14 protein-coding genes are annotated in these 15592 nt (G+C 50.0%); 11 read left to right on the forward strand and 3 right to left on the reverse strand.

Annotated elements, in window-relative coordinates:
* Positions 1 to 54: 54 nt before the first annotated feature.
* From HBA55_RS15895 to HBA55_RS15905, 3 genes are all read left to right on the forward strand, one after another.
* Positions 55 to 2460 (forward strand): TonB-dependent receptor, encoded by a 2406-nt coding sequence (locus HBA55_RS15895; RefSeq protein ID WP_166993437.1) that lies wholly within the window; start codon positions 55 to 57, stop codon positions 2458 to 2460.
* 66 nt (positions 2461 to 2526) lie between these two features.
* The gene (gene aspA / locus HBA55_RS15900) at positions 2527 to 3948 is read left to right on the forward strand and encodes an aspartate ammonia-lyase (RefSeq protein WP_166993439.1); all 1422 of its coding nucleotides are present in this window, start codon (positions 2527 to 2529) and stop codon (positions 3946 to 3948) included.
* 12 nt (positions 3949 to 3960) lie between these two features.
* Complete coding sequence (locus HBA55_RS15905) at positions 3961 to 5379, forward strand: APC family permease (protein WP_166993440.1); 1419 nt, start codon at positions 3961 to 3963, stop codon at positions 5377 to 5379.
* A gap of 10 nt (positions 5380 to 5389) precedes the next feature.
* Here HBA55_RS15905 and glpD read toward each other — a convergent pair whose 3' ends face one another.
* Both glpD and HBA55_RS15915 read right to left on the reverse strand, forming a co-directional pair.
* Positions 5390 to 6976, reverse strand: a complete 1587-nt coding sequence (glpD, locus tag HBA55_RS15910) for a glycerol-3-phosphate dehydrogenase (RefSeq protein ID WP_206019818.1) — start codon at positions 6974 to 6976, stop codon at positions 5390 to 5392.
* A 149-nt stretch (positions 6977 to 7125) separates the two neighbouring features.
* Entirely contained in the window at positions 7126 to 7887 is a 762-nt protein-coding gene (locus HBA55_RS15915) for a DeoR/GlpR family transcriptional regulator (protein ID WP_166993442.1), read from the reverse strand.
* A 211-nt stretch (positions 7888 to 8098) separates the two neighbouring features.
* On the opposite strand from HBA55_RS15915, the gene glpK reads away from it, so the two are divergent.
* From glpK to HBA55_RS15930, 3 genes are all read left to right on the forward strand, one after another.
* On the forward strand, positions 8099 to 9574 hold the full coding sequence (glpK, locus tag HBA55_RS15920) for a glycerol kinase GlpK (RefSeq protein WP_166993444.1): 1476 nt from the start codon (positions 8099 to 8101) through the stop codon (positions 9572 to 9574).
* Positions 9575 to 9605: 31 nt separating this feature from the next.
* On the forward strand, positions 9606 to 10295 hold the full coding sequence (locus HBA55_RS15925) for a helix-turn-helix domain-containing protein (protein WP_166993446.1): 690 nt from the start codon (positions 9606 to 9608) through the stop codon (positions 10293 to 10295).
* 105 nt (positions 10296 to 10400) lie between these two features.
* Positions 10401 to 10931 carry a DUF3806 domain-containing protein gene (locus HBA55_RS15930; RefSeq protein WP_166993448.1) on the forward strand — a complete coding sequence of 177 codons (531 nt, stop codon included), beginning with the start codon at positions 10401 to 10403 and terminating at the stop codon, positions 10929 to 10931.
* A gap of 121 nt (positions 10932 to 11052) precedes the next feature.
* Here the strand turns inward: HBA55_RS15930 and HBA55_RS15935 are convergent, their stop codons facing one another.
* Positions 11053 to 11274: a hypothetical protein gene (locus tag HBA55_RS15935; RefSeq protein WP_166993450.1), complete on the reverse strand. Its 222-nt coding sequence runs from the start codon at positions 11272 to 11274 to the stop codon at positions 11053 to 11055.
* Positions 11275 to 11453: 179 nt separating this feature from the next.
* Between HBA55_RS15935 and HBA55_RS15940 the strand changes: the two genes are divergently transcribed.
* The 5 genes from HBA55_RS15940 to HBA55_RS15960 form a co-directional block, all read left to right on the forward strand.
* The gene (locus HBA55_RS15940) at positions 11454 to 12089 is read left to right on the forward strand and encodes a YceI family protein (protein ID WP_166993452.1); all 636 of its coding nucleotides are present in this window, start codon (positions 11454 to 11456) and stop codon (positions 12087 to 12089) included.
* Positions 12090 to 12361: 272 nt separating this feature from the next.
* Entirely contained in the window at positions 12362 to 13006 is a 645-nt protein-coding gene (locus tag HBA55_RS15945) for a transporter substrate-binding domain-containing protein (RefSeq protein ID WP_240946100.1), read from the forward strand.
* A gap of 18 nt (positions 13007 to 13024) precedes the next feature.
* A complete protein-coding gene (locus tag HBA55_RS15950) occupies positions 13025 to 13915 on the forward strand; it encodes a glutathione S-transferase family protein (protein WP_166993456.1) in 891 nt (296 codons plus the stop codon).
* Between the two features lie 319 nt (positions 13916 to 14234).
* Entirely contained in the window at positions 14235 to 15104 is an 870-nt protein-coding gene (locus HBA55_RS15955) for a dienelactone hydrolase family protein (protein ID WP_166993458.1), read from the forward strand.
* Between the two features lie 292 nt (positions 15105 to 15396).
* A partial coding sequence (locus tag HBA55_RS15960) for a helix-turn-helix domain-containing protein (RefSeq protein WP_166993460.1) occupies positions 15397 to 15592 on the forward strand: 196 nt, incomplete at its 3' end.

Below are 15592 nucleotides of genomic sequence, written 5' to 3' on the forward strand. Positions count from 1 at the left end.
GAACAGAATGAAATAAAGAGATAACAACAGCTATAGCAGGAGAGGTCTCCAACAATGTTCAAACAAAATAACCGTAAAATCACTTCATCAGCACGCCTGGCCCTTGCCATTGCAAGCCTTGCGGGGACGGAAGCGCTGTTAATGCCTGTCGCTTACGCTCTCGAAATCGAGGAAGTGATTGTTCAAGCTCGAAAACGAGAAGAGTCACTGCAAGATGTACCCATTGCCGTAAGCGCTTTCTCCGGTGATATGCTGAATGATCTTGGGGTCAAGAACGCAGGCGATATTGCTACCTTTACCCCCAATTTTACTTGGCATACTGAATTTGGAATGGCCTCTCCGCAACCCTATCTGCGCGGAATCGGAACCAATAATTTCGCCCCTATAAACAATGGGCCTATTGCGGTCTACCAGGATAACGTATTCATAGGCCCCAATATCGCCCAGGGCTTTGCAACCTTCGATTCCGAACGTGCAGAAGTTCTGAAGGGGCCGCAAGGCACGCTCTACGGTCGGAATTCCACCGGTGGGCTAATTAACTTCATTTCACGCAAACCAGAAGTGGGCGGTGGCAACAGCGGCTACATCAAAACCGAGATCGGTAGTTTTCAAACAACCAATATTGAAGGCGCCTATGGTTTTGAACTCGGTGACAACTCCGCTGCCCGGTTCGCCTTTGTACGTAACCTGAATCAAGGAGCGGTTGACAATATCAACCCCAATGCCGATGAAGACCGGACCGGTGCAATCGATGATATGGCCGCTCGCTTCCAGATTGCCATTGAACCGAATGATGACCTTGCAGTCTTGATCAATACGCACTACGGAAAATCAGAGCCGGATACTTCTCCATTCAAGAATATTGGTCTTCAGGCAGTAAACCCTAATTTTTCTGAGGATGGTATCAACCCGGATCCTTGTCCCAATCCCGGTCTGGGTTCGGGTTGTACCGACTTGTTTACCGGATTCGTAGATGATTCCGACATGCATACAACCAGTCGTTCAGACGACTTCGAGAATGTTAAGGCTTATGGAGCCTTCCTTCAGTTGGACTATGACATTAGCTCAGAAATGTCTCTTCACTCATTGACCTCCTATGACTACGCGGAGATTCGCCGTTGGGACGATGTGGATGATGGCAGTATTGCTATCGAAGACGACTTCTATGCCGATGATTTTCACTTCTGGAGTCAAGAGCTGCGTTTATCTGGAATGGGAGATAGTGCCAATTGGCATTTAGGGCTCTACTACTACAACGAAACCGCAGAAGGGGTTCAAATCTGGACCAACCCCATATGGGGAACGGGTGAAGGCAATGAGCACGAGGTTGAGACCACCAGTTACGCGGTATTTGGTCAGTATGATTTCAATGTAACGGATAAGCTCCGCATGGGCCTGGGCCTGCGTTGGACATACGAAGAGAAAGACGTTCAGAAATATAATGGCTTCTTACCTTTGGTTGCTGTCGGTGACGGTTTTCTGGAAGACCTGGGAGATGTCAATGTGTCGTCCGACTACGGGGTTACCGTGGGTACTCCCAACAAGAAGGACTGGGACGAAATTACAGGACGAATCTCACTGGATTACACCACTGATGACCAAAACCTCATTTATGCGGCCTTGTCTCGAGGCTTTAAAGGGGGAGATGTTAACGGTGCGGCATTTCTCGACGATTATGTAACCGCTGCTGATCGAGGACCCTGTGCTTCCGGTGACGAAGGCCCGAATGGACCACAGGATCGCTGTCAATCCACCATTGATGCTTTCCAGGGAAAAATTATACCCGTTGATCCAGAAATACTGGATGCGTTTGAAATCGGTTTTAAAGGCGACTTTCTCGACGGAAATCTGCGCCTAAATGCGGCAGCTTTCTATTACATCTATAAGGAACAGCAGAATACGATTCTGCAGCCAAACCCGGCTGCAGTGTCCGGCCCAGGAATCACCACTTTGAGTAACGCTGGACGCTCTGAAATTCCAGGTGTTGAGATGGAATTGATTTATACTCCAACAGACGCTTGGTATCTTCAGCTGAATCTCGGTCTGCTGGATCCCGAGTATGAAGAGTTTCGCAGTCCTATTGAAGGTGGCAGTGACTTTAGCGGCAATCAGATATCTCTGACACCGGAGCGTTCGGCATCTGCATTGGTACGTTATGATCAACGTCTTGATTCCGGTGCTGTGATTGCCTGGCAGACCGACGTGACATACCAGAGTTCCACTTTTTTCCAGCCCAGCAATACCCCGCTGTTGAGCGAAGGCGGCTACTCCATTTGGGGCGCCCGCGTCAGCTATACTGAGCCGGACGATCAATGGACGCTCGCTCTTCACGCAAAAAACCTTGGCGACAAGGAATACTTCGGGTCGGGTTTTGATGTATCGGCCCTTGGTTGGATGGCTATGAAACCGGGGCAACAGCGCTATATTGGTTTGTCGTTCGACTACCAATTCGGTCAATAAACCTCTCGTCCGCGCCCGATTTCAATCGGGCGCGTCACTATCAAGTTTACCCCTGGAAACCATAAAATGAATAACGCCGCGCAAAACGCTACAGGCGGGTTTAGAACTGAGCACGATCTTCTTGGCGAAGCCAAGGTGCCTGTGAGCGCGTACTACGGCATCCAAACCCAGCGCGCCAAGGACAATTTTGACATAGCCGGTGTGCCAATCAGCCATTATCCGGAACTAATCAATGCTCTGGCAATGGTCAAACTCGCTGCCGCACGAGCCAATCACCAGTTGGGGCTTCTGGAAGACAGGGTTGCCGGTGCCATTGATAGCAGCTGCGCGGACATCATGGAAGGTCAGCTACATGACCAGTTTGTGGTGGATATCATCCAGGGGGGTGCAGGCACCTCTACCAACATGAATGCCAATGAGGTGATTGCCAACCTCGCCCTGGAAAAACTGGGACATGCCAAAGGGGAATATCAGTATCTGCATCCCAACAACCACGTTAATCTGTCCCAATCCACCAATGACGCATATCCGACAGCGTTGCGGCTTGCCATTATTTTGGCAACCATGCCGCTACAGCAAACCATTGCCAAATTACAAGAGAGTTTTGATCAGAAGGCACAGGATTTTTCCGGGATTTTGAAAATGGGCCGCACGCAGCTTCAGGATGCGGTTCCGATGAGTCTGGGGCAAGAATTCAGGGCCTATTCCGTCACCTTAACCGAAGACCACGACCGAATTGGCGAACTGGCAGGTCTATTGGCGGAGGTCAATTTGGGTGGAACGGCTATAGGTACTGGACTCAACACCCATCCGGACTATGCCAGGATCGCCGTCGAACACCTTAACGCAATCAGTGGTCAACCGATGAAACTGGCAGGCTGTTTGGTTGAAGCGACATCCGATATGGGCGCCTTTGTGCTCTTTTCCAGCATGCTGAAACGACTAGCGGTAAAGTTATCCAAGATCTGCAATGATTTGCGTCTGTTGAGTAGCGGTCCCCGTGCGGGCTTGAATGAAATCAATTTACCACCGATGCAACCTGGCTCCTCGATTATGCCCGGTAAAGTGAATCCGGTTATTCCTGAAGCCGTCAACCAGATGGCTTTCGAGGTAATCGGCAATGATGTCGCGGTAACATTGGCAGCAGAAGCCGGGCAGCTTCAACTCAATGCGATGGAGCCACTGATTGGTGGTAATATCCTGCAATCCATGAAAATGTTGCAGCGAGCCATGGTGATGCTAACAGAACGTTGTGTTGACGGCATCACTGCCAACCCCAGTATTTGCCAGGGCTATATCAATAACAGCATCGGCGTGGTGGCAGCCTTGAATCCGGTGATTGGATACGAGCATGCCTCTCGTATTGCCAAACGGGCCTTGGCCGAAGATCGCGGCATTATTGAACTGGTGCTGGAGGAACGGCTGATGGACGAGAAACATCTGAACAGCATTCTTAAACCTGAAAATATGTTGGCGCCAAGTCTATAGGGGAGAGTTACAATGACCGAATCGATAGGAGCGGCGGTAGGCACTGAAGTGAAAGCGAATACTGGCAACGGTACACTCAAACAAGTGTTAGGGTTCCGTTCACTTGTTGCAGTTGCCATTGGCCTCGTGGTTTCCCAAGGGGTGATGGTGATGATCCTGCAGGGAATCGGTCTTGGAGGGCTTGGCTTTTTAATACCTCTGACAATCGCTTTTTTGTTGGCCATTGCCTATGCATTTTCCTTTTCTGAGCTGGCATTGATGCTGCCAAAGGCTGGCAGCCTCAGCACCTATACAGAAGTGGCGATAGGGCACTTTCCGGCCATGGTAGCGACCTTTGCCGGGTATGTGGTGGTAGCGATGTTCGCGCTGTCGGCGGAGTTATTGCTGGTGGATTTAATTCTGTCGGAACTGTTTCCCGGTTATTTCTCTCCAATGGTGGTGGCAATTGGCATTCTTGTGCTGTTTACCGCACTGAATATTATCGGGGTCGATATCTTTGCCAGGTTGCAATCATTGTTGGCTTTTACCATGATCACTATACTGGTGCTGCTAGGCTGCGTTGCGGTGACAGGCTCAGGGAGCAACCCGACGCTGGATATTCAATTGTTTGAGAATTGGAACCCGGCAGGATCGGAAGTACTTTCACTGATCGCCATTGCTATCTGGGGATTTGTGGGAGCTGAATTTGTCTGCCCCATGGTCGAAGAGACCCGAAATCCCAGTCGCAACATACCCCGCTCCATGATTACCGGTATTTGCATCATTATGGGTGTTTATCTGTTGTATTGTCTGGGAGCGCTCCTATACGTACCTACAGAACAATTGGCATCGGATTCTCTGCCACACAAGACTTTTGTATTCGCTGTGTTTGGCGAAAATGGGCGAGTTTTCTTAGCGGCGGTAGCCATAACTGCGACTTGCAGTACGGTAAATACCTCCATGGCGGCTATTCCCCGGATGCTTTATGGAATGGCCAAAAACGGGCAGGCGCTTCCGGTTTTCAAACAGATCAATCGCCAATTCCAAACACCCTGGGTGGCCATTGTATTTATCGCTCTGATCACTGGCCTGCCGCTGGTGTTGCTGGCCAATGATGCAGAGTCAGTTACACTGCTGTTGATTTCAGCGTCTTTGGCCTGGCTGCTGGCCTATATTATTGCCCATGTGGATGTGATTGTACTGCGCAGAAGACTGCCTGACCTGCATCGCCCCTTCAAGACCCCTTTCTATCCGTTGCCGCAGATCCTGGGCATACTCGGTATGGGTTACGCCTGTTTTCACACCTCTCCATCTCCGGAGTTGACTCAAAAGGTCTATTTGATGTCCGGTGCGGTGCTGGGGTTGGTCTGCATAGCTGCTGCATTGTGGGTTCGCTTGGTCATGAAAAAGAGGCTGTTCCAGCCGGAACCCATAGAGTCGGTATTCTCTTAAGTTTTCGAACTCAGCTGGCAAGTCTGTCGACGCCGTGGGGATGATGCTCCTGCGGTGGAGCCAGATACTCCTGGACCCGTCGTTTTTCGTCGTCACTTAAAAACAGCCCGAGCTTGGAACGGCGCCATAGGACATCCTCGGCGTCCACAGCCCATTCCTTCTCCACCAGATAGTCAATTTCCTGTTGGTAGAGTCCATGGCCAAAGTCTTCGCCCATATCTGCCAGACCTTTGCAGCCTTCTAACATCTGGTGAGTCAAGGTGCCGTAAGATCGCGTGTAGCGATTGATCAGATGAATCGACAACCAGGGGTAGAGCTGCATCAACTCATGGGACAACTCTTCCCGGCTGTCAAAGACACCACCGGGCAGTGGTTCATGGGCTGTCCAGGCATTGCCCATGTTCGGGAACCACGGGGTGAGTTGGTCGACTGCCGCCTCCGACAGTTTTCGGTAAGTTGTGATCTTTCCACCGAAGATCGACAGTAAAGGTGCGAAACCATTGTCGTCATCAAGCTCCATGGTGTAATCGCGAGTCACGGCATCGGGTGAATCGGATTCATCCTCCAGCAGAGGTCGTACACCGGAATAACTGGAGACAATGTCCTTGCGGGCAATCTGATGTTTAAAGTGTCGATTCACCACAGAGATCAGATAATCGGTTTCGTCTTCAGAGATACTGACCTGTGAAGGATCTCCACTGTATTCCACATCTGTTGTGCCTACCAGAGAGAAGCGCTCTTCATAAGGAATGACAAAAACGATGCGGTTGTCTTCGTTTTGAAGAATATAGGCCTCAGGTTCCCAGTGTATTCGGGGAACGATAATGTGGCTGCCTTTTACGAGTCGAACCTGTTTGGGGGCGGGCTTCTCCATCGTGTCGTCAAAGAAGCTGCTTACCCATGGGCCGGCGGCATTAACCAGCCCCTTTGCCGTAACCTGCCGGCGATCTCCAGCGGTTGTATCTTCCAATTCCACTTGCCACAGTTTGTCGATACGCCTGGCCTGAACACAACGGGTACGGGAGAGGATATTAGCGCCTTTGTCACGAGCCCCCACCGCATTGAGCACCACGAGGCGCGCATCGTCTACCCAACCATCGGAATATTCAAAACCACGCCGAATATCGTCGATCACCGGACTGTTCTTATAAAAACGAATACCGTGAGAAGCGGGCAGAGTCGCCCGTTTAGCCAAATTGTCATAGAGGAACAAACCCGCCCTAATCATCCAGGCTGGCCGCAGGTGGGGGCGGTGGGGCAGACGGAAGCGCAGCGGATTCATGATATGAGGAGCTTTTTTAAGCAGCACCTCACGTTCGGCCAGCGCTTCGCGTACCAATCGGAATTCGTTGTGCTCCAGATATCGCAATCCGCCGTGTATGAGTTTGCTGCTGTTAGAGGAGGTTGCTGAGGCCAGGTCATTCATTTCACAGAGCAACACCTTGAGGCCCCGCCCGGCTGCGTCCAAAGCGATTCCGGTACCATTCACACCTCCGCCGACCACTAACAGGTCGTAGTGATTATCCGCAGAGCTGGACGTTGTTTTGCCACTGTTTGTCATGTTCGCCTCACGATGGTAGATCGGGGTGAAAGCCATCACCCTTCTCTAAGATTAGCAGAGTGGAGACACTCTAACATTCGATAACGAAAATAAAAAGACATAAACGAACACAAACCAACATGTGAACTCGAAACTAATTGAATTTACTGAGCCAACCTGTTGAATTTATTAAGCGAGCTTCGGAGTCATGACACCAAGTGCAGGTGAACCTTATGCTCATGGAGAAGACGGGCGATCTCAATGGGTGGATCTTCGTCGGTGAAAAAGTGGTCCGCCTGACTGATATTACCCAGCCTGACCATGGCGCTGCGACCAAATTTGGAATGATCGGCGGCCAACAACACCTGACGGGAGTTGGCGATAATGGCTTGGGCAACTCGCACTTCCCGATAGTCGAAGTCGAGCAGTGAACCCTCGTCGTCAATGCCGCTAATACCAATCACGCCAAAGTCCATACGGAAGTTATGAATAAAGTCCTCGGTGGCTTCCCCAATCACCCCTCCATCCCTATGGCGAACCTCGCCACCGGCAATAACCACCGAGAAATCCTCCTTGCTGCCCAAAATCATGGCGACGTGAAGATTGTTGGTAACGACTTGCAGGCCTTTTTTCTCCAATAAGGCTCGTGCAATGGTCTCGGTTGTGGTGCCGATATTGATGAACAGGGAGGAACCATCGGGAATCATCCGCACCAGCTCGGCGGCTATCTTCTCTTTCGCCTCCAGATTCATTATTTTTCGGGTCTGATAGGCCGTATTGACCGTGCTGGATTCCAGGCTGGCGCCGCCATGATAGCGTCGGATCTTGCCTTCATTGGCCAGATCGGTCAGGTCTCGACGAATCGTCTGGGGAGTCACCTTAAAGTGAGCCACCAGCTCATCAATTCGGGTAAAGCCGTTTTTGCTGATGTGGTCCAGGATTTTCTCCTGGCGATGCTGTTGTGCCATATCACCTGACTGCCGAAAATAAGGGAAGAATTTTCACTCAACCCGGGATAGATAAGGAAGTTTATCCCGTTTTGAGCCAGAATAACTACCACATGAGAACAAAATGCCGGACCGCGACTGGGGCTGAATCGGTAGAAAACAGTTTGTGACTTGAATGTAATGTGTTAAAACGAACAAAAACGAAAATATTGACTCACCAAGGGTATTCGCCATGACGGATTACATCCTGTCCATCGACCAGGGAACCACCAGTTCTCGCGCTATTTTGTTCACCGGCAACGCTGAGATCGCCAATATCGCCCAAGAGGAATTTCCCCAGCACTTCCCGGACGACGGCTGGGTCGAACACGACCCTGAAGACATCTGGTCCACGGTGCTGAAGACCTGCCAGGAAGTGGCAGGGGGGTTAAACCCGGAACAGGATCTGATACGCGCCATCGGTATTACCAACCAGCGGGAAACCACCCTGGTCTGGGACCGCACAACCGGCGAGCCTGTTTATCGCGCTATCGTCTGGCAAGACCGAAGGACCAGTGAATATTGCGCTCAACTTAAGAAAAAAGGGCTGGAAGAGAAAATCCGTCAAACCACCGGCCTGTTGATCGACCCCTATTTTTCCGCCACCAAGATTCGCTGGATTCTCAATGAAGTCCCTGGTGCGCGAGAAAAAGCGGAGGCGGGAGAACTGGCGTTCGGGACTGTCGATACCTATCTGCTGTGGAAACTCACTGGCGGGCGTGAACACAGAACCGATGCCACCAATGCTTCCCGCACCATGCTGTTTAATATTCATACGCAACGGTGGGATTCCGAACTGCTGGAGTTGTTTGAAATCCCCGAAGCCATGCTGCCGGAAGTCATGGACTGTGCCGCTGAATTTGGCACAACCGATGCCACAATATTCGGCTCTGAAGTGCCGATTCTCGGTATGGTTGGTGACCAACAGGGGGCCTTATTCGGTCAAACCTGCTTTGCAAGCGGTATGGCCAAAAGTACCTACGGAACCGGCTGTTTTATGATCGCCAACACCGGTGATCAGGCGCTGTTATCGGAGCACCGACTGCTGACCACTGTGGGCTACCGATTGGATGGCAAAACCACCTATGCTCTGGAGGGCAGCATTTTTGTCGCCGGAGCCGCCATTCAGTGGCTTCGGGACGGCATAAAGCTAGTAGAAGACGCTCGCGAAACCGAGGCCCTGGCGAGGCAGACTCCGATAGATCATGGCGTTTATATGGTGCCAGCGTTCACAGGACTGGGTGCACCTTATTGGGATCCTGAAGCCCGAGGCGGTATTTTCGGTTTGACGCGGGACACCGGAATTAAGGAAATTGTCACCGCCGGGTTACAGTCTGTTTGCTACCAGACCAAGGATCTTCAAAAAGCCATGCAGAGCGATGGCCAGCGGCCTACCGAGATCCGAGTCGATGGTGGCATGGTGGTAAATGACTGGGTCATGCAATTCCTTGCGGATGTACTCGGGGCACCGGTACTGCGACCCCAGGTCACGGAAACCACCGCTCTGGGTGCGGCCTATCTCGCTGGCCTGAAAGCCGGTATATTTGAGTCCTTGGAGGCCCTGGAGCAACAGTGGCAATGCGAACACCGATTTGAACCCGCCATGAGCAAGGAGCAGAGAGACCAATTATATGAGGGTTGGCAAACGGCGGTGAAGCGGGTTCGATAAACCCATTTTTTAAAGCGGAGGAGATCCTGGCGTGAGCGAGGACGAGTTTTTCGAAGACGATTACATGGACGATGACGGCGAAGACAGAAGTAAGAACAGCCGTCGTAACACCTTCTCCGCCTGGGAGTCCCTGTTAAAGGGTGGCGCAGGTCTGGCGGGGCAGGTCATCTCCCGAGCTACCGGTCAGTCCAAGAACCTGTTGGAAATGACTATGAAAGCTCCCGAGTATCTGGAGCTGATGGGCAAGGCAGGCCGGCGGCTCAAGGATCTACGGGAGGTTTCCAAGCTCACCGTCGAAGATTTGGCCAAGGCCATCGACCTGGATAATCCCGATCTGCTGCGCGCGGTGGAGGAGGGCCGGTCACCCATCACACTGGACATTCTGTTAAGGCTGGCCTCGTTTTATTCCCGCAATGATCCGCTGTCGTTTGTTCTGTCTTTCAGTAAGGAATATGCTCCCTGGCTATGGTACGTTCTCCGCGTCACCGGGATGGAAAAGATACTGATCACCGTTGAAAGGGAGCTCAAGTTCATCAATATTTACCGTAGTCGTGATATGGCCCGTGAGCTCAGCGATGAAGACTTTGATCGAGTACTGGGCTTTACCCGAAAATCGTTTGATACGGCACTGGAGTTTATCGCTGATGTCGACAGCAGCCGAAACGACCACAAAAAAGAGAGTTCACCTGAGCAAGCGCCGGAGCCTGATTCTCAGCCTTGATTTCCCTGCATCTAAGATCTACATTTTTTATGTAGCCTGCTGCTGAACAACGACTGCTGGTGTTTTTGGGGTATTTATCTAGCTCATTCAGTCTTGGGGAATACTATGCAAATCAAATCTGTTGTCCTGCTACTCGCCGCGATAACCGGCTTTTCCATTTTAACTTCTGCCAACGCCGCTCCGGTTAGATACGGACTGAGCGGAACCACGATAGATACTTTATCTTTTAAGGATCAAAACCAATTGCAACGACAGGTGGATTTGATCACGGAGATTGCCAGGGTGGATCTTGGCATGTTGATCGCTGGCAACCGAAACGACCTGCGCCTGTTGCAGACAATGGTTGACCGCGAACTGATCAATCAGGATGAAGTCTTTAAATTGCAATCCATGGGGGCGGTTCTGGGTAACGTTTACGTAAGAGAGCTCGGCCTACAATGGCGCGTCTATGAAGACCGTCAAGGCCGCAGCCGCGCAATTTGTGTGCCCAAAACCGACCACTGCCTGTTCCCGATTACCATGTTGTCGAGACGGATGGAGGCCGGACTGAAACCCGATGTTATGAAGATCTATAAAGAAGGGCAGCGCATGATCGCACCACACCTTCCTCGATCGCCTTACGACTCTTCTATCTAAGTCAAGTGCTCTCCAATCAGAGTAGAGATCAACACCGACAAAAAGGCCCGGATCAACTTCAACGCTGATCTGGGCCTGAGGTAGTTTTCTAACTATTGTTATTCAATGACTTGACAAGTGCCTATGGGTGACGATGATGAGCCGGGTGGGTCAGTCGCCAATGCAGATAGAACTGATGACCGAGATACCAGCCAACGCCAAACAGAATCGTCAGCAGGGTAATGACGGTATGAACGCCGGGTGCGGCGTCAATCAGAAACAAAAAGCCCATCATAATGATGAACACCGAGAACGCGGAATGCAGGTCTATCTTTTCGCCATTCTTAAAATTGGGGTTCAGCATGGGATACCTCCTGGGTCATGCCCAAAGTGACCTTATTTTCAGTATAGTTCCGTCTGTTCATTTACCGATATAAAGTTGAAAACTAATGGGATTGCTGGTTACAACTGTAAGCTCTAAACCTGGCAGTAGCTGTGTTATTCTGCTTCATATCTTCATTTAAGTCTTGACCGGAACTACCCATGCTCTGTCATTACCAGAATTTCCACCGCGGAGCCTTTGTCGTATTCAGCGTGCTTGCGCTGCTATTACTAACATCTTGCACTGAGCTTATTCGGCAAAACCACAAAATCGATCTAAAAACCCTGGAAGGCGGCAGTTACCGTTTGGATTCCAGTCATTCAACACTTCTTTTCAAAGTGGATCACTTTGGCCTAAGTACCTATGTTGGCCGTTTCAACAAAATCTCTGCAACACTGGAGTTCGACCCTGACAATATTCAGGAAACCTCGTTAATGGCCATCGTCGAAACCAGCAGTATAGATGTCAATAACCCGGAATTCTCCGAGACATTGACGGGAGAGGACTGGTTCGACAGCCAGAACTTCCCCCAGGCGGTCTATGAAACCCAGGGTGTTAAATCTATCAATGGGAACAACATAGTCTATGAGGGCACATTAACAATGCTGGGAAAAGTCGTCCCAGTGGATCTTCAGGTTCATTTCCGTGGAGGCGCCAATAATATGCTCACTGGCTACTACACCATTGGCTTTTCCGCCAAATCAGTGCTGAAACGCTCCGACTTTGGCCTTGACCGTTATCTTGGTTTGGTAGGAGATGAGGTTGCATTAGAGGTGTTCGCCGAGTTCGTGAGGTAAGCAATCAGAATCTCTGATCGCCGCCATCAAAAAAAACTGTTGTTGTTTATTTCTCAATAGAGCCAATATGAGCTTCTTTCCCAATTTGGGAGTTGGTTCTTTTGCCCAGGTGTAACTCAGTACAGACAAGGCCTCAAACGCTCCTTTGCAGCTTGGCAATAGTTGTTAGCAGCCTATTATTTACAGTTCAGAGTCAGGCGGAGTCTGTACTTCGATACGCCTTCGCAGAATACCCGCCCTGGGCATATCGCGAAAACGACAAGATTAAAGGGTTGGAATATGAACTGGTGAAAGCGGTCGTTCTGGAAATGGGGCTCGAACTTGAGGCAACACTGGTCCCAAATCGACGATCATACCTTGGCCTTTTACAGCAGAGTTCGGATTTCAAGAGCGGGCCAGCCACTCCATCGATGCTGGCTGAGAATCGGAAAAACAACCTGTATACAACAGGTGTACAGCTATATCGCGTTAAAATCTGTCTGGCGTCACTACGGGGCAAATCGTCTCCAGGTAGGCGAGTTGGTCACGTTCGCATTCATAGCGCCGTGGAGAAAGACGTATCCTCACCAAATACTTCCAATGTGAAGTTTACAAATTCCACAGCACTGCTTAAAGCGTTGCTAAGTGGCCGGATCGATTATGCTTTTGATGGCATGGTTTCACTTATGTACGGCGCAAAGGTGCTTAATTTGCGTCGAAATCAGCTGGTTTTGAAAAAGGTCAGATCAGTACCTATCACCATGTATTGGTCAAAGTCGGCGCTTGGTTCAAGGTATATCTCCCTCAGCCGGAATTTCGATCAAAATCTCGAAAATCTGAAACAAAGTGGGGTAGTAGCAGAGATCTTAGTGAAATATGGCAAGCTGGAATACTTTAGCGACTACGGGGAAACGGTTGCAAAACAAACGGTCTACTAATCTACGCGATGGGGAAGTATGGGAATTTTAACTGAGAGAGATATATACACCAAGGATGTATTAAACTGGAAAGGCGTTCACCTTTTTCACTATCAAGGTTCAGCGTGTTCCCAGAAAGTCCGAATCTTCTTAAATATGAAGGGCATTAACTGGCAGTCACATCCTATCAATCTGGCTCGAAGGGAAAACACCAGTGAGTGGTATATGGGAATCAACCCCCGCGGATTGGTCCCGGCGCTTGTTCACGACGGGCTTGTTATCATCGAAAGCAACGACATATTGTCCTACATCGAAGAGAGGCTTCCAGGTCCGAAGCTGATGCCGACAGATAGAGAATCAGAATTAATGGAATGGCTGAGGATAGAGGACGAGTTGCACTACGACCTTCGTAACCTAACAATGCGATTTATTGCGCCATCACAAGTGTTTAAACGCAATAAATCAAAACTGGAACACTATCGCCGAACCGGCTCCGGCACGGTTAACGGGGTCGCAGACCAAGCAAAGGCGGTCGAACTTAAGTTCTGGGAGAGCTTTTTACGCAATGACGGCATAACAAACGAGCAAATTCGAAACTCAGTTGGCCGCTTTCGCGAGTCTCTCGATCGTTTAGACTCAGTACTTGCAGACCAAGATTTTATCCTTGGGGATTCCATTACCGCAGCAGATATCGCTTGGTTTATCTATGTCTACCGTATTCAGCTAGCGGGCTATCCCGTATCTAAACTGCATACACAGGTAGGGCGCTGGCGAGATCTCCTGTTAAAGACTGACGGCATTCAGCAAGAGCCTAAGATGCCTATAGCCAATCTGGTGATTATGGCTGCGTGGAAGTTAAAAAATCGATTGATGAGATCCAGCCTTTGTGACATAGCCCATTTGCCAGTAACCGAAGTTATCACTACATAAGCGTCGTACTTCAGGTAGCGTTGAATTATTCCAGTGAGGCGATACCTGATTCGCCCAGCCGTTGCCCCCGATCGGGGGCCCGCCTATCCAGAAAAACGAACATATTCTCCTTTCATCTGGTCTCAGCTGTCTTTCAAGGTGAGTAGCCGACCTGGTTGATGTGGAAATCAATGTTGAAGTAGACAGATAACAGGGAATTTGCCAAATCACTGAGCATTTCACCAAATTTTCATCGACGAGGTGGTTTCATTTCCCTAGAGAATTACTATACTGCTAGCCGGGACTTATGAGGTAAAAATAACCTGCAAGGAGCTTTTATATGAGAAATATCTTTTTTATCTGTCTATTCGGCCTACTTTCGATACCTGCCCACGCCGTTAAGATTCTAGAAAACCAACTCCCCTTTATTCACTACCTGAGCCTGCCGATTCAAAGCGCCGGGCAAGATTTGACATTGTCTGGTGAATTCAGATTGCCACGTGACCCGGAAGTTGAACAATTTCCGGCCGTTATCGTTCTGCACAGTTCCGGTGGCGTCGACAGCACAGGTCGTCTCTATATCAAGGCCTTGAATAACGCTGGAATAGCCACCTTCGAGCTAGATATGTGGGGCGCGCGTGGCCTGTCAGGTGGTACTGCAGATCGGCCGGCCACAGTACAAGAGACACTGGCTGATGCCTTTGCCGCCTTGGAGTTTCTGGCTCAACGGGAGGATATCGATGCTGACCGAATCGGAGTTCTTGGATTTTCGTGGGGCGGCGTACTGTCACTTTTAACCGCAACGGAAGCCTACAATGCAATAAGCGGCACGGACGTCAGGTTTGCCGGGCATGTAGCCCATTATCCGGTTTGCTGGGCCTACAATGTGCTTCCTGGATTTGAATTTTCAAACCTGACGGGTTCTCCGGTAATGATTCAATCGGGAGAACTCGATGATTACGACGTTCCTGGCATTTGCGAGGGAATGGTTGCCGGGCTGGCGGCTTCGGATCAGGAGCTGGTTGATCTTAAAATGTACGAAAATGCCTATCATGCGTGGGACCGTCTCGAACCAGCCTTGGTGGTAGAAGATCCATTTGCCCACTTGGGGCAAGGCGGTATTGTAAATCTGGTACCCGATCAAAAACTGGCAAAAAAATCTCGCAAGCGAGTCGTCAGATTTTTTAAGACTTTGTTTGATTTGGACTAACGCTTCATATGGCCCCGGCTGTAATGCAGCTTGGGGCTTTCTCAGAGATGACAGTGTTATTGGTTTTATAAATTGTATTCAAGGAATGTAAGAGGAGGATAGTGCGGGTTATTGCATGAGTGATATCTACGTATTTTGTGCGCCGACCTTATTTTAACATAATCTTTATTATGCGAAATGAATTGTAGGCGCAATATAGTAATGTCCTATTTGAGCAATTTAGAAATGTCCGCTTTTGCGTATGATATTCGGCCCTTTACCGGACCGATCGACGCATTAGGAGCCATTTTCGATGGGAAGTTTGCTGACTATGGGACAGAAACAACTGGACAGACTCACGATCCTGGAGCGTGTTAAAGATCGTCGATTAACTCAATCAGAGGCCGCCAGATTGCTGGGCATCAGTGATCGTCAAGTGAGACGGCTTTATAGCGCCTACAGCGACCAAGGCGCTCAAGCGTTGGTTTCCAAACACTACGGTCGTACAA

Source organism: Pseudomaricurvus alkylphenolicus, from assembly GCF_011683955.1.
Taxonomy (GTDB): domain Bacteria; phylum Pseudomonadota; class Gammaproteobacteria; order Pseudomonadales; family Cellvibrionaceae; genus Pseudomaricurvus; species Pseudomaricurvus alkylphenolicus.

Coding starts and splice junctions, on each gene's coding strand:
- HBA55_RS15895 (WP_166993437.1), top strand. CDS start 55: ATGTTCAAACAAAATAACCGTAAAATCACTTCATCAGCACGCCTGGCC.
- aspA (WP_166993439.1), top strand. CDS start 2,527: ATGAATAACGCCGCGCAAAACGCTACAGGCGGGTTTAGAACTGAGCAC.
- HBA55_RS15905 (WP_166993440.1), top strand. CDS start 3,961: ATGACCGAATCGATAGGAGCGGCGGTAGGCACTGAAGTGAAAGCGAAT.
- glpD (WP_206019818.1), bottom strand. CDS start 6,976: ATGGCTTTCACCCCGATCTACCATCGTGAGGCGAACATGACAAACAGT.
- HBA55_RS15915 (WP_166993442.1), bottom strand. CDS start 7,887: ATGGCACAACAGCATCGCCAGGAGAAAATCCTGGACCACATCAGCAAA.
- glpK (WP_166993444.1), top strand. CDS start 8,099: ATGACGGATTACATCCTGTCCATCGACCAGGGAACCACCAGTTCTCGC.
- HBA55_RS15930 (WP_166993448.1), top strand. CDS start 10,401: ATGCAAATCAAATCTGTTGTCCTGCTACTCGCCGCGATAACCGGCTTT.
- HBA55_RS15935 (WP_166993450.1), bottom strand. CDS start 11,274: ATGCTGAACCCCAATTTTAAGAATGGCGAAAAGATAGACCTGCATTCC.
- HBA55_RS15940 (WP_166993452.1), top strand. CDS start 11,454: ATGCTCTGTCATTACCAGAATTTCCACCGCGGAGCCTTTGTCGTATTC.
- HBA55_RS15950 (WP_166993456.1), top strand. CDS start 13,025: ATGGGAATTTTAACTGAGAGAGATATATACACCAAGGATGTATTAAAC.
- HBA55_RS15955 (WP_166993458.1), top strand. CDS start 14,235: ATGAGAAATATCTTTTTTATCTGTCTATTCGGCCTACTTTCGATACCT.